At 74.7% G+C, this 12,738-nt stretch carries 10 protein-coding genes and 1 pseudogene; 6 read left to right on the forward strand and 5 right to left on the reverse strand.

Annotated features, from left to right (window positions below; genetic code table 11):
- Positions 1 to 654: class I SAM-dependent methyltransferase (locus tag A2U95_RS15720; protein ID WP_166025260.1), on the reverse strand; the 654-nt coding region annotated here is incomplete at its 3' end.
- A 113-nt stretch (positions 655 to 767) separates the two neighbouring features.
- Positions 768 to 1,441, reverse strand: a pseudogene (locus tag A2U95_RS15725) (DUF3043 domain-containing protein); the annotation flags it as partial.
- A 183-nt stretch (positions 1,442 to 1,624) separates the two neighbouring features.
- Between A2U95_RS15725 and A2U95_RS15730 the strand changes: the two are divergent.
- Together A2U95_RS15730 and pspAA are read left to right on the forward strand one after the other, a co-directional pair.
- Positions 1,625 to 2,428, forward strand: coding sequence for a PspA/IM30 family protein (locus A2U95_RS15730; protein WP_166023012.1), 804 nt, complete (start codon positions 1,625 to 1,627; stop codon positions 2,426 to 2,428).
- Between the two features lie 26 nt (positions 2,429 to 2,454).
- On the forward strand, positions 2,455 to 2,733 hold the full coding sequence (gene pspAA, locus A2U95_RS15735; protein ID WP_166023014.1) for a PspA-associated protein PspAA: 279 nt from the start codon (positions 2,455 to 2,457) through the stop codon (positions 2,731 to 2,733).
- A gap of 165 nt (positions 2,734 to 2,898) precedes the next feature.
- Here the strand turns inward: pspAA and A2U95_RS15740 are convergent, their stop codons facing one another.
- Positions 2,899 to 3,117 (reverse strand): hypothetical protein, encoded by a 219-nt coding sequence (locus A2U95_RS15740; RefSeq protein WP_166023016.1) that lies wholly within the window; start codon positions 3,115 to 3,117, stop codon positions 2,899 to 2,901.
- A gap of 194 nt (positions 3,118 to 3,311) precedes the next feature.
- Here A2U95_RS15740 and A2U95_RS15745 point away from each other — a divergent pair, with 194 nt between their 5' ends.
- Complete coding sequence (locus A2U95_RS15745; protein WP_166023018.1) at positions 3,312 to 4,529, forward strand: bifunctional adenosylcobinamide kinase/adenosylcobinamide-phosphate guanylyltransferase; 1,218 nt, start codon at positions 3,312 to 3,314, stop codon at positions 4,527 to 4,529.
- A gap of 175 nt (positions 4,530 to 4,704) precedes the next feature.
- Here the strand turns inward: A2U95_RS15745 and A2U95_RS15750 are convergent, their stop codons facing one another.
- Complete coding sequence (locus A2U95_RS15750) at positions 4,705 to 5,280, reverse strand: methyltransferase domain-containing protein (protein WP_166023020.1); 576 nt, start codon at positions 5,278 to 5,280, stop codon at positions 4,705 to 4,707.
- Between the two features lie 125 nt (positions 5,281 to 5,405).
- Between A2U95_RS15750 and cobT the strand changes: the two genes are divergently transcribed.
- Both cobT and A2U95_RS15760 read left to right on the forward strand, forming a co-directional pair.
- Positions 5,406 to 6,569 carry a nicotinate-nucleotide--dimethylbenzimidazole phosphoribosyltransferase gene (cobT, locus tag A2U95_RS15755; protein WP_166023022.1) on the forward strand — a complete coding sequence of 388 codons (1,164 nt, stop codon included), beginning with the start codon at positions 5,406 to 5,408 and terminating at the stop codon, positions 6,567 to 6,569.
- A gap of 195 nt (positions 6,570 to 6,764) precedes the next feature.
- The gene (locus A2U95_RS15760; protein ID WP_166023023.1) at positions 6,765 to 9,902 is read left to right on the forward strand and encodes an efflux RND transporter permease subunit; all 3,138 of its coding nucleotides are present in this window, start codon (positions 6,765 to 6,767) and stop codon (positions 9,900 to 9,902) included.
- Between the two features lie 76 nt (positions 9,903 to 9,978).
- Here the strand turns inward: A2U95_RS15760 and A2U95_RS15765 are convergent, their stop codons facing one another.
- Entirely contained in the window at positions 9,979 to 10,953 is a 975-nt protein-coding gene (locus tag A2U95_RS15765) for a carbohydrate kinase family protein (protein WP_166023025.1), read from the reverse strand.
- Between the two features lie 175 nt (positions 10,954 to 11,128).
- Here A2U95_RS15765 and A2U95_RS15770 point away from each other — a divergent pair, with 175 nt between their 5' ends.
- Positions 11,129 to 12,679 carry a hypothetical protein gene (locus tag A2U95_RS15770; RefSeq protein ID WP_240957339.1) on the forward strand — a complete coding sequence of 517 codons (1,551 nt, stop codon included), beginning with the start codon at positions 11,129 to 11,131 and terminating at the stop codon, positions 12,677 to 12,679.
- Positions 12,680 to 12,738 lie beyond the last annotated feature (59 nt).

Raw genomic sequence — 12,738 nt, forward strand, 5'->3', positions numbered from 1 at the left:
GGTGCGGCCCGCGCGTTCCTCGGCGGCGAGGAGGGTCTCCATCTCCGGGCCGGACGGCCGCGCCGCCCCGTCGGGCGCCTGGTCGGTGAAGACGCGGACGCCGTACCAGGCCCGCAGCGGCGCGCCGATGCCGGCCAGGGACTCGGTCAGCGCGTCCAGGCGGTCGGCGCGCGCGCTCACCCCGAGCCGGTTGCGGTACCCCACGGTGTCGAAGGCGGCGACCGCGCCGGCCCAGTCGCCGGCCAGGCCGGGCCGCATGGCGAGCGCGTCGCCGTTGCGCACCAGCAGCGAGAGCACCCCGCCGGGGGCCAGCATCCGGCCCAGTCCGGCGAGCAGCGGGTCCGGTTCGTCGACGTACATCAGCACGCCGTGACAGAGCACCAGGTCGAAGCTGCCCGGCAGGAAGTGGACGCCGGTCTCCTGGCCGTCGCCCTCGACCAGGTGGACCCGCTCCTGGATCCCGGCCGGCTCGGCGGCCAGGGCCTCGCGCGCGGCCTCGATCATGGTGGGGTCGCGTTCCACGCCGGTGACCTGGTGGCCGGCGCGGGCGAGCCGCAGCGCCTGGGTGCCCTGGCCCATGCCGACGTCCAGTACGCGCAGCCGCCGGCCGACCGGGAAGTGGCCGATGATCTGCTCGTCGAGCTGACGTGCCACCAACTCCTGGCGGACCACGTCACGCAGCCCGCCCACCGTGCCGAGCCAGGCGCGGGCCGCGTCGGAGTCGAAGGGCGCCGTCTGCCGCGGCACCCGGTCGGAGCCGGTGGTGGTCAGGGCCGCTCCCCGCGCTTGACCTGGGGCTTGGGCAGCCGCAGCCGCCGCATCTGCAGCGAGCGCATCAGCGCGTAGGCGACGGCGCCGCGCCGGTTGTCGTCCGGGAACTTCTCGGCCAGCCGCTTGCGCAGGCGCAGGCCGGTGACGATCGAGTCGAGCACGATCATCACGATGACGGCCAGCCACAGCAGCATGCCGAGGTACTGGACCCGCTGGTTCTGGACGACCGTCAGGATCAGGATGATCACGGCCATCGGGAGGAAGAACTCCGCCACGCACCAGCGCGAGTCGATGAAGTCACGGGCGAACCGGCGCACCGGGCCCTTGTCGCGGACCGGCAGGTAGCGCTCGTCGCCGGAGGCGAGGGCCTGGCGCTGGCGCTCCAGCGCGGCGCGGCGCTCCTCGCGCTGTCGCTTCGCCGCCTCCTTGCGGGTGGTCGGCGTGTTGGCGACGCTGCGGCGCTGGGACTGGGCCACGCTCCGCTTGGGAGTGGGCCTGCCCTTCGGGGCCTGCGGGTCGCGGGGCTGCTTGGCCTGGCTCACCGGCGACTGCGCGGCGTCCTTGGCCTTCTCGTCGTTGGCGCGGCTACGGAACACAAAACCCAAGGGTACGGGGTGCCTGTCGGCATGGACCACCGCCCCGGCGGGAACGATCCCGCAACGACGCGCGTCCTTCCGGGGGGAGGCCGGGGGAACGATCTCCTCCCTGGGCCGGACCGGACGTGCTCGTGGTCGTCCTCGCGGAGGACCGGATCGCCCGTCGGACAGTGCGGTAATGGAGACACAGCCCTTACCGTGGGTTGTGTCGGCAGTAGCTGGAGCTGGAAGTCGTCAGAAGGGGGCGCGCGAAGCCCATGAGCGGTGTCATGAAGCGTATGGGGATGATCTTCCGCGCGAAGGCGAACAAGGCCCTGGACCGGGCCGAGGACCCTCGCGAAACCCTCGACTACTCGTACCAGAAGCAGCTCGAGCTGCTGCAGAAGGTGCGGCGCGGGGTCGCCGACGTGGCGACCTCCCGCAAGCGTCTGGAGCTCCAGCTGAACCAGCTGCGCTCGCAGTCGTCCAAGCTGGAGGACCAGGGCCGCAAGGCGCTGGCGCTGGGCCGCGAGGACCTGGCCCGCGAGGCGCTGAGCCGCCGCGCGGCGCTCCAGCAGCAGGTGACCGACCTGGAGACGCAGCACGGCACGCTCCAGGGCGAGGAGGAGAAGCTCACCCTCGCGGCCCAGCGCCTGCAGGCGAAGGTGGACGCCTTCCGCACCAAGAAGGAGACCATCAAGGCCACCTACACGGCGGCCCAGGCGCAGACCCGGATCGGGGAGGCCTTCAGCGGCATCTCCGAGGAGATGGGCGACGTCGGGCTGGCCATCCAGCGCGCCGAGGACAAGACGGCCCAGCTGCAGGCGCGGGCCGGCGCGATCGACGAACTGCTCGCCTCGGGCGCCCTGGACGACCCCTCCGGGCTCGCCAAGGACGACATCCAGGCCGAGCTGGACCGGCTCTCCGGTGGTACGGATGTGGAACTGGAGCTGCAGCGGATGAAGGCCGAGCTGTCGGGCGGCCCGTCCGAGCGGCAGCAGGCCATCGAGGGCGGACAGCAGGCGTCGGGCCAGGACCAGGCGCAGGCGCAGGACGCCCCTCGGTTCCACAAGGAGCAGTAGCCCCGAACGGCTTCAGGGAGGCCAGGATGATCGTGCGGATCATGGGCGAGGGTCAGGTCCGGCTGTCGGACAGCCATCTGGCCGAACTCTCCGTCCTGGACGACGAACTCCTGTCGGAGATGGAGCAGGGTGACGGACCCGGTTTCCGCCGGACGCTGCAGGCCCTGCTCGACAAGGTCCGTGAGCTGGGGGAACCTCTGCCGGACGATTCCCTGGAGCCGTCCGAGCTGATCCTCCCGGCCCCGGACGCCACCCTCGACGAGGTCCGCGGCCTCCTCTCCGACGACGGCCTGATCCCGGGCTGACGCCGCGCGCCGCGGGCGCGGGCCGGGGGCACGTGCGCGCGGCTCCGCCCGGCCGTGCCCGGCGGAGCGGACCGCCGGCCGCGGGGCGGCGGTCCGCCGCCCCGCCCGCCCGCGCTCCCGGGCCGGGCGCCGGGGACCGGGACCCGGCGGCCGCCCGCCGGGGGCTCAGGCCTCGACGTCCTCGGCGCGCAGGCTCATCGGACCGTAGATCTCCGTCTCGTCCTCGAAGAGCCGCACCTGCTCGGCCCCGCCCTCCAGCAGGTCCCGCCAGTGCTCGCCCAGCCAGGACTCCGCGTCCCCCTGGGTGGTGAACTCCTCCGGCTCCACCGCGGGCTCGGCCTCGGTGCCGTCGGCCTTCTCGAACCGCCAAATCCATGCCACCACGTGCGCCTCCAGGGTTGCGGGTCCGGCTGGGATGCCGTCGTCAGGAGCCTAGGCCCTGATCGTTCCCGTCCGCGCGGTCCGGGCAACATGACCGGCGTCACCCGGCCGGTGATCCGCCCCGTGCGGAGGACGCCCCGCCGCCGAACAGACCGCCGCAGGCGCGCGGTCCGGCCGGAGGACGGGACAATCGGTGCGTGGACGTCACTCTGCTCGGCACCGGAGCCCCCAGCGGGCTGCCCCGCCCCGGCTGCCCCTGCGCCGCCTGCGCCGTCGCCCTCGGCCCGGACGCCCGGGCCGCGACCTCGCTGCTCGTGGACGGCACGCTGCTGCTCGACCTGGTGCCCGGGGCCGCCTTCGCCGCCGCCCGCTCGGGGCACTCGCTGACCGGTGTGCGGCAGGTGCTGCTCACCCACCCGCACGACGGGCCCGCCGTGGAGGTGCCGCCGGGGCTGCCGCAGCCGGGACGGGTGCCGGACGGACGCGAGCTGGCGCTGCTCACCGGGCACCGCGTGCGGGCCCTGGCCATGGACGCCCCGGGAACCGGGTACGCGGTCACCGGGCCGGACGGCCGGCGGCTGCTCCACCTGCCGCCGGGCTGCGCGCCGGCCGGTCCGGAGGAGACCGCGGAACCGTACGACATGGTGCTGGCCGACGTGCTCGGCCGCCCCGACGCGCTGGCCCGCCTGCGGGCCGCGGGCGCGGTCGGCGCCACCACGGACGTGATCGCGGTGCACATCGACCACGACGTGCCGCCGGGCCCCGAACTGCGGCGCCGGCTGGCCGCGGCGGGGGCACGGGCGGTGCCGGACGGGGAGACGCTGGTGGTGGGGTCGTACGAGAACGTGCCGGACGTGCCCAGGCGCACGCTGGTGCTGGGCGGGGCGCGCTCCGGCAAGTCGGTCGAGGCGGAACGGCGCCTCGAGGCGTTCCCCGAGGTGGTGTACGTGGCCACCGGCGGGACGCGGGGCGGGGACTCCGAGTGGGCGGAACGGGTCCGGCTCCACCGCGACCGGCGGCCCGCGTCGTGGCGGACGATGGAGACCTGCGACCTGGTGCCGCTGCTCGAGGGCGACGGCGCCGAGGGCGGGGCGCCGCTGCTGATCGACTGTCTCGCGCTGTGGCTCACCGACGCGATGGACGCGGTCGGGGCGTGGGACGACGCCGAGTGGGCGGGCGGCGGGCAGAAGGCGCTGCGGGCGCGGGTGACGGAGCTGGCGGAGGCGTTGCGGGCGACGCGGCGGACGGTGGTGGCGGTCTCCAACGAGGTCGGCTCCGGGATCGTCCCGGCGACCGCCTCGGGCCGCCGCTACCGCGACGAACTGGGCCGCCTCAACGCGGCCGTCGCCGCGGAGTGCGAACACGTCCTCCTGGTCGTCGCGGGCCAGGCCCTGCCCCTGCGCGGCCGCTCCTGACCGGGCGCGGGGTCCTCCGCCGCCCCTGACGCGAGGGCGCGCGCACGATGAACGGGTGACGGGGTGACGGGGTGACGGGGTGACGGCTCCGGGCCTCCCCGCCGGGGGACGGGCGCGGCGGCGGGGCGGAGGGGCGCCGGAGCGGTGCGGCGGCCGGACCACCGGGGCCCGGTGGTCACCGCTCGGCGCGCACCCGGACGGGGCGGGCCAGGAGCGGCTGCCAGGGGAGGCGGCGGCGGGGCGGCGGCACGGGGCGGTACCCGGCCGCGGTGAGCGCGGAGAGCGCGGCGGGGGAGTCGGGGCGGGCGTCGACCAGGAGGTGGCCGCCGTCGCGCAGTATGGGGCGGATCGCGCGGAGCCGGCCGGGGCGGGGACGGACCCCGAGGAGACTGATCACGTCGTAACGGCCCGTCAGGCGGAGGGAGGTCACCGGGTCCTCCGGCAGTCCCCGGTGGGCCTCCTCGATCCGCCCGGCCTCCCGCGCCGCCTCCACCAGCGGGGTGGCGTCGAGTCCGTCGAAGGCCGTGTACGGGAAGTACCGTCTCGCCGCCGCGCAGAAGTACCCGCGGCCGCACCCGACGTCCAGCCAGCTCTCCGGCTCCGGCGCCACCGCCAGCACCGCCCGGGCGGCGGCGAGGTGCCGCAGCCGCTCCAGCCTGCCCGGCGGCCGGCCGCCGGGCACCTGACCCGGCGTCACCGGCGGCCCCGGCGCGACCGGGTCCTGCGGTTCCGGCACGACGACCTCGGCCACGGCGGCTCCTCACCTCGGGAACAACACGGGGGATCCCCCGGAACGAAAGAGGGCAAACCGGAAGGTAGGCCGTCCCGCTCCCGCGTGCAACGACGCGGCTCCGACGGGCCGGTACTGTTCCGCCAATGAGCTCGCTTAATCTCGACGACTTCACCGACCGGATCCAGCGCCCCCACGGCAGCGTGCGCCGTGACGCCGAGGCGCGCCGGGAGCGGCTGGCCGTTCCGGCCGGGGCGCTGGGACGTCTGGACGACCTGGGGGAGTGGCTCGCCGCCGCCCAGCACGCCGTGCCGGTGCGCCCCGTGGAGCGGCCCAAGGTCCTGCTGTTCGCCGCCGACCACGGGGTGGCCGCGCTCGGCGTCTCCGGCCGCCCGGCCGGCACCGCCGTCCGGCTGGTGCGGGACGTCCTGGAGGGCCTGAGTCCGGTCGCCGTGCTGGCCCGCCGTCAGGACGTCCCGGTGCGGGTCGTGGACATGGCCCTGGACTGCGACCCCGGGGAACTGCCCGCCGAGGTGACCGGCCACCGGGTGCGCCGGGGCAGCGGACGGATCGACGTCGAGGACGCGCTCACCGCCGAGGAGGCCGGGGCCGCCTTCGCCGCGGGGGTCGCCCTCGCCGACGAGGAGGCCGACGCCGGCACCGACCTGGTCGTCCTGGGCGACGTCAGCGTCGGCGGCACCACCGCGGCCGCCGTCCTGGTCGCCGCCCTCTGCGGCACCGACGCCTCGGTGGTCACCGGCCGCGGCGGGGCCGGCATCGACGACCTGGCCTGGATGCGCAAGTGCGCCGCGATCCGTGACGCGCTGCGCCGGGCCCGTCCGGTCCTCGGCGACCAGCTGAAGCTGCTGGCCGCCGTGGGCGGCGCGGACGTCGCCGCCATGACCGGTTTCCTGCTCCAGTGCGCGGCCCGCCGCACCCCGGTGATCCTGGACGGCGTGGTGGCGGCCGCCGCCGCCCTGGTCGCCCAGCGGATCGCCTTCCGCGGCCCCGACTGGTGGCTGGCGGGCCACCGCAGCGGCGAGCCCGCCCAGGCCAAGGCGCTCGACCGGATGGCCCTGGAGCCGCTGCTCGACCACGGCGTGGCCGTCGGCGAGGGTGTGGGCGCGCTGCTGGCGCTCCCGATGGTGCGGGCCGCCGCCGCGCTCGCCGCCGAACTGCCCGAAACGACCGGAGAATCCGTGAAGTCCGAAGAGTCCGGAGATTCCGGAGTTGCCGAAGGGTCCGATGGGCCCGGGCGGTCCGGGGAGTCCGCCGGGGAGGGGTCCGCCGAGGAGGGGCCCGCCCAGTAGGCGGGCGGTCCTTTCGTCTCATCCTCCTCCCGTCCGTATGTCCGACCGGAGGAGGATGTGATGCTCACCAAATAGGACCAGGGGGTTACCGGGTCCCCCCGAGGCGTGGGTGAGGATGGAGGCGGCGGCGGTCCCGCCCCCGGCCGGCGCCTTCCGCGCACCGTGCCCTCGCCTCGTAGAGAGACCCTGACCCTTATGTCCTGGCTGTCAAAATTCAGCCTCGCGCAGCGGGCCCTGATAGGTCTGATGTCGCTCATCGCGCTGGTCTTCGGAGTCATCGCGATCCCGCAGCTCAAGCAGCAGCTGCTCCCCTCCATCGAACTGCCCATGGTCTCGGTGATCGCGCCGTACCAGGGCGCGTCGCCGGACGTGGTGGAGAAGCAGGTCGTCGAGCCCCTGGAGAACGGCATCAAGGCCGTCGACGGGGTGGAGAGCCTGACCTCCACGGCGAGCGAGGGCAACGCCGTGATCATGGCCTCCTTCGACTACGGCCCGGACACCAAGCAGCTGGTCGCCGACATCCAGCAGGCGATCAACCGGTCGCGGAACCTGCTCCCCGAGGGCGTCGACCCGCAGGTGATCGCCGGCTCGTCCGACGACATCCCGGCCGTCGTCCTCTCCGTCACCGCCGACATGGACCAGCAGGCGCTGGCCGACCGCCTCGACACCGCGGTCGTCCCCGAGCTGGAGAAGATCGACGGCGTCGGCCAGGCCGCGGTCAACGGCGTGCGCGAGATGCAGGTCACCGTCACCCCGGACGACGCCAAGCTGGCGCGCGCCGGGCTGACCGCCGCCTCGCTGACGCAGGCGCTCCAGGCGGGCGGCGCCACGGTGCCGGCGGGCGCCTTCGACGAGGACGGCACCAGCCGCACCGTCCAGGTCGGCGGCGGCTACACCTCGCTCGACCAGATCAAGGACCTGCGCGTCGCCGGTGAGGGCGGCGGCAAGGCGGTCAAGCTCTCGTCCGTCGCCAAGGTCGCCGAGAAGCCGGCCGCGGCCACCTCCATCACCCGGACCAACGGCGAGCCCAGCCTCTCCGTCGTCGTCACCATGGACCGCGACGGCAGCGCCGTCACCATCTCCGAGGCCGTCCAGGACAAGCTCCCCGAGCTGCGCGCCGCCGTCGGTCAGGGCGCCGTGGTCACCGTCGTCACCGACCAGGGCCCGGCCGTCGCCGACGCGATCTCCGGCCTCACCACCGAGGGGGCGCTGGGTCTCGCCTTCGCCGTCGTGGTGATCCTGGTCTTCCTGACCTCGATCCGCTCCACGCTGGTCACCGCGGTCTCCATCCCGCTCTCGGTGGTCCTCACCCTGATCGTGCTGTGGACCCGCGACACCTCGCTCAACATGCTCACGCTCGGCGGCCTGACCATCGCCATCGGGCGCGTGGTCGACGACTCGATCGTGGTGCTGGAGAACATCAAGCGGCACCTCGGCTACGGCACCGAGCGCAAGGAGGCCATCCTCAAGGCCGTCCGCGAGGTGGCCGGCGCGATCACCTCCTCCACCCTGACCACCGTCGCGGTCTTCCTGCCGATCGGCCTGGTCGGCGGCATGGTGGGCGAGCTGTTCAGCGACTTCAGCCTCACCGTCACGATCGCCATGCTGGCCTCGCTGCTGGTGTCGCTGACCGTCGTCCCGGTCCTGTCCTACTGGTTCCTGCGCGCCCCCAAGCACACCCCCGCGGACGCCGAGGAGGCCCGCCGCAAGGCCGAGGAGGCCGAGCGCCGCAGCAAGCTGCAGCGCCTGTACGTGCCCGTCCTGAGGTTCGCCACGCGCCGCCGCCTCACCAGCGTGCTGATCGCCGTCGTGGTGCTCGTCGGCACCCTCGGCATGACGCCGCTGCTCAAGACCAACTTCCTGGACCAGGGCGACCAGAACGTCATCGCCGTCAGCCAGGAACTGGAGCCCGGCACCAGCCTGGCCGCCACCGACGAGGCCGCGACCAGGGTCGAGAAGCTGATCGAGGGCATCGACGGCGTCAAGGACCAGCAGGTCACCGTCGGCAGCTCCGGCTGGATGGCGGCCTTCGGCGGAGGCACCGGCAGCAACCAGGCCTCGTTCCAGGTCATGCTGGAGGAGGGCGCCTCGTACGACGGCGTCCAGAAGGACATCGAGAAGGGGCTCGCCGGCCTCGACGGCGTCGGCGACACCAGGATCGACACGTCCGGCGGCTTCGGCGGCACGGACCTCGCGGTGGTCGTCAAGGCCGCCGACCCCGAGGTGCTCGCCGACGCCACCGCCGACGTGACCAAGGCGGTCGAGGGCCTCGACGACGTCACCGACGTCACCAGCGACCTCGCGCAGTCCGTCCCGCGCATCCAGGTCCGCGCCAACGAGAAGGCCGCCGCGGCCGGGTTCGACGACCAGACCCTCGGCGCGGTCGTCGCCCAGTCGGTCCGCGGCACCACGGTCGGCAAGGCCACTCTGGACAACGCCGAGCGCGACATCGTCATCCGGTCCGCCAAGCCCGCCGACACCGTCGCCGAGCTGAAGAACCTGCGGCTCGGCCCGGTCAAGCTGTCCCAGGTCGCCGACGTCGAACTGGTCGACGGCCCGGTCTCGCTGACCCGCATCGACGGCCAGCGCTCGGTCAACGTCACCGCCCGTCCGACCGGCGACAACACCGGCGCGGTCAGCGCGGAGCTCTTCACGGCCATCGACAAGCTGGACCTGCCCGAGGGCGCCACGGCCGAGATCGCCGGTGTCACCGAGCAGCAGGACGACGCCTTCGCCAACCTCTTCCTGGCCATGCTCGCCGCGATCGCCATCGTGTTCATGCTCCTGGTCGGCACCTTCCGGTCGCTCGCCCAGCCGCTGATCCTGCTGGTGTCCATCCCGTTCGCGGCGACCGGCGCGCTCGGCCTGCTGATCGCCACGGGCATCCCGATGGGCGTCCCGGCGATGATCGGCATGCTGATGCTGATCGGCATCGTGGTCACCAACGCGATCGTGCTGATCGACCTGATCAACCAGTACCGCGATCAGGGCTACGGCATCGTCGACGCGGTGATCGAGGGCGGCCGGCACCGTCTGCGGCCCATCCTGATGACCGCGCTGGCGACCATCTTCGCGCTGATCCCGATGGCGCTGGGCATCACCGGCCACGGCGGCTTCATCGCCCAGCCGCTGGCGGTGGTGGTGATCGGCGGTCTGATCACCTCGACGCTGCTGACGCTGCTGCTGGTCCCGACGCTCTACGCGATGCTGGAGCTCCGCAAGGAGCGCCGCGCCGCCAGGCGCGCGGCGAAGCGGCGGGCGAAGTCCTCCGAGGGCGGGGACGGGGACGACACCCCCACCCCCACCGCGGAGCCCGAGCCCGCCCGGGCCTGACGCACGCGAAGGCCCCCGGCACCGACATCGGTGCCGGGGGCCTTCCCCGTTCCCGCCGCCCTTCCGGGCGGTGGCGTCAGCCGAGGTGCTTGCGGACCTCGGCGGCGGCCTCCTCGCCGTAGGCCTCGGCGAAACGCTCCATGAAGTGCGCCCGGTGGAGCTGGTACTCCTGGGTGCCCACCGTCTCGATCACCAGCGTCGCCAGCATGCAGCCGACCTGCGCGGCGCGCTCCAGCGAGGCGCCCCAGGCCAGACCGGACAGGAAGCCGGCCCGGAAGGCGTCGCCGACACCGGTCGGGTCGGCCTTGCGGTTCTCCCGGGGGACGCCGACCTCGATCGGGGTCTCCCCGTGGCGCTCGACGCGCACGCCGCGCGAGCCGAGCGTGGTGACCCGGTGGCCGACCTTGGCCAGGATCTCCTCGTCGGACCAGCCGGTCTTGGACTCGATGAGCCCCTTCTCGTACTCGTTGGAGAAGAGGTAGGTGGCGCCGTCGAGCAGGATGCGGATCTCCTCGCCGTTCATCCGCGCGATCTGCTGCGAGAAGTCCGCGGCGAACGGGATGCCGCGGGAGCGGCACTCCTCGGTGTGGCGGAGCATCGCCTCGGGGTCGTCGGCGCCGATCAGGACCAGGTCCAGCCCGCCCACCCGGTCGGCGACGGTCTTCAGCTCGATCAGGCGGGCCTCGCTCATCGCGCCCGTGTAGAAGGAGCCGATCTGGTTGTGGTCGGCGTCCGTGGTGCAGACGAACCGGGCGGTGTGCAGCGTCTCGGAGATGCGCACGGAGGCGGTGTCCACGCCGTGCCGGTCGAGCCAGGCGCGGTACTCGTCGAAGTCGGAGCCGGCCGCGCCGACCAGGACCGGGGCGGTGCCGAGCTGGCCCATCCCGAAGGCGATGTTGGCGCCGACGCCGCCGCGGCGGACGTCGAGCTGGTCGACCAGGAAGGAGAGCGAGACCGTGTGCAGCTGGTCCGCGACGAGCTGGTCGGCGAACCGGCCGGGGAAGGTCATGAGGTGGTCGGTGGCGATGGAGCCGGTGACTGCGATGCGCACGGGGGGTCTCTCCTGGACGACGGCTTGCTGACCTACCGATGGTAGGCGGCCCGGGCGCGCGGATCGCCCCGAGCACCGCTTCCGGGGGAACCGGATGCTCCCCGCGCACGTCACACCGGCGACTCCTGATGAGGGATGCGGCCCCGGAGGGCCTGTGAGGAGAAGGAGCGAAGAGGTGAAGGACGACGCTCAGCCGGCCGGCGGCCCGGACGACGGGACGACCACCGGGGCGGACCACCACGGCGGGACCGCGGGCCGACGGGACCCCGCCCCCGGAGCAGGCACGGAAGCAGGCACGGAAGCGGGCACGGAAGCGGGCGGCGCCGCGGGACCGGGCGACGGGCCGGCTCCGGAGGCGGCCGGCGAGGAGCCCGCGCCGCCCGGACGGCGGTCCTCCCCGCCGCGCGGCCGGCTCGCCGTCGCCGCGGTGACCGCCGCCGTCCTGGCCGCGGCGGGCATGGGCGCCTACGCGGCCTCCTCCACGGACGGCCCGGCGGCCCGGACCGCCTCCGCGTCCGGTCCGGCGGACCCGGAACCCCTGGTGCTGGACGGCCACGGCGGCGTGCCCCAGGGCCTCACCTTCCGCGCCGCGGGACCGCTGCCCGACGCGCCGGACACCGCCCCCGTGTACCGGCCCGAGGGCGAGGTCCCCGCCGGGCGGGTGGCCGCGCTCGCCGGGTCGCTCGGGCTGGAGGGCGCACCACGCGCCGACGGCACGGTGTGGAAGGCGGGGGAGGAGCTGGCGGTGGACCGGAAGGCGCCCGCCTCCTGGACGCTCACCCGCCCGCACCCCGAGGGGGGGACCCCGGTCGACGAGGCCCGGGCCAGGGCCGCCGCCGCGCCGGTGCTGAAGGCCGTCGGCCAGGAGGACGCCCGGGTGGACGCGAGCGGCACCCTGGGCGCCGAACGGACCGTGAACGCCGACCCGGTGATCGGCGGCCTGCCCACCCACGGCTGGACCACCGCCCTGCGGGTGGGCCCCGACGCCACGGTGACCTCGGGCGCCGGACAGCTCGCCGACCCGGTCCGCGGCGACTCCTACCCGCTGGTGGAGGCCCGGGAGGCGCTGAAGGACCTCGACCGGCTGAGCTCCGGCGTGGGCCGCGCCCCGGAACCCGGCTGCGCCAGCGCGGTGCCGCACGCCGAGGACGACGGAGGCCGCCCCTCCGGCGCCGTGCCGCCGGCCGACCCGTGCGCGCCCGAGCCGGTGAAGCGGCGGACCGCCACCGTCGAGGGCGCCACGCTCGGCCTCGCGGCGTTCCAGGTGGACGGCGCGCGGGCGCTGGTGCCGTCGTGGCTCTTCCAGGTCCGGCTCCCGAACGCCGTCGACGCGCTGACCGTGGCCCACCCGGCCGTGGACCCGGCCCACGTCGTCACCCCGGAGGAGTCGCCGGCCGAGCGGCCCAACCCCCGCCCGACCGGACCGGACGACGGGATGGGCACCGACCGGGCCCGGGTCACCGGCTACCGGGCCGAGGACGGCCGCCTCACCGTGGCCTTCGAGGCCGGCGTGTGCTCGGACTTCACGGTGCGGGCCGAGGAGCGCGGGGACCGGGTGGAGGTCGTCGTCGACGAGCGGAAGTGGCCCGACCGGGTCTGCATCATGATCGCCAAGATCCACCACCGGACCGTGGAGCTCGACGAGCCCCTCGGCGGCCGCACGGTGGTCGACTCCGCCGGGAAGCCCGTGCCCGAGGAGCGCGGGCCGCGCCCGTCGGCGCGCTGACGCCCGGCAACGCCCGAGGGCGGCGCCCCCCTGTACGGGGGGCGCCGCCCTCGGTGCGG

Source organism: Streptomyces chilikensis (assembly GCF_001642695.1).
In the GTDB taxonomy this organism is placed as follows: domain Bacteria; phylum Actinomycetota; class Actinomycetes; order Streptomycetales; family Streptomycetaceae; genus Streptomyces; species Streptomyces chilikensis.

Coding starts and splice junctions, on each gene's coding strand:
- A2U95_RS15760 (WP_166023023.1), top strand. CDS start 6,765: ATGTCCTGGCTGTCAAAATTCAGCCTCGCGCAGCGGGCCCTGATAGGT.
- cobT (WP_166023022.1), top strand. CDS start 5,406: ATGAGCTCGCTTAATCTCGACGACTTCACCGACCGGATCCAGCGCCCC.
- A2U95_RS15730 (WP_166023012.1), top strand. CDS start 1,625: ATGAGCGGTGTCATGAAGCGTATGGGGATGATCTTCCGCGCGAAGGCG.
- pspAA (WP_166023014.1), top strand. CDS start 2,455: ATGATCGTGCGGATCATGGGCGAGGGTCAGGTCCGGCTGTCGGACAGC.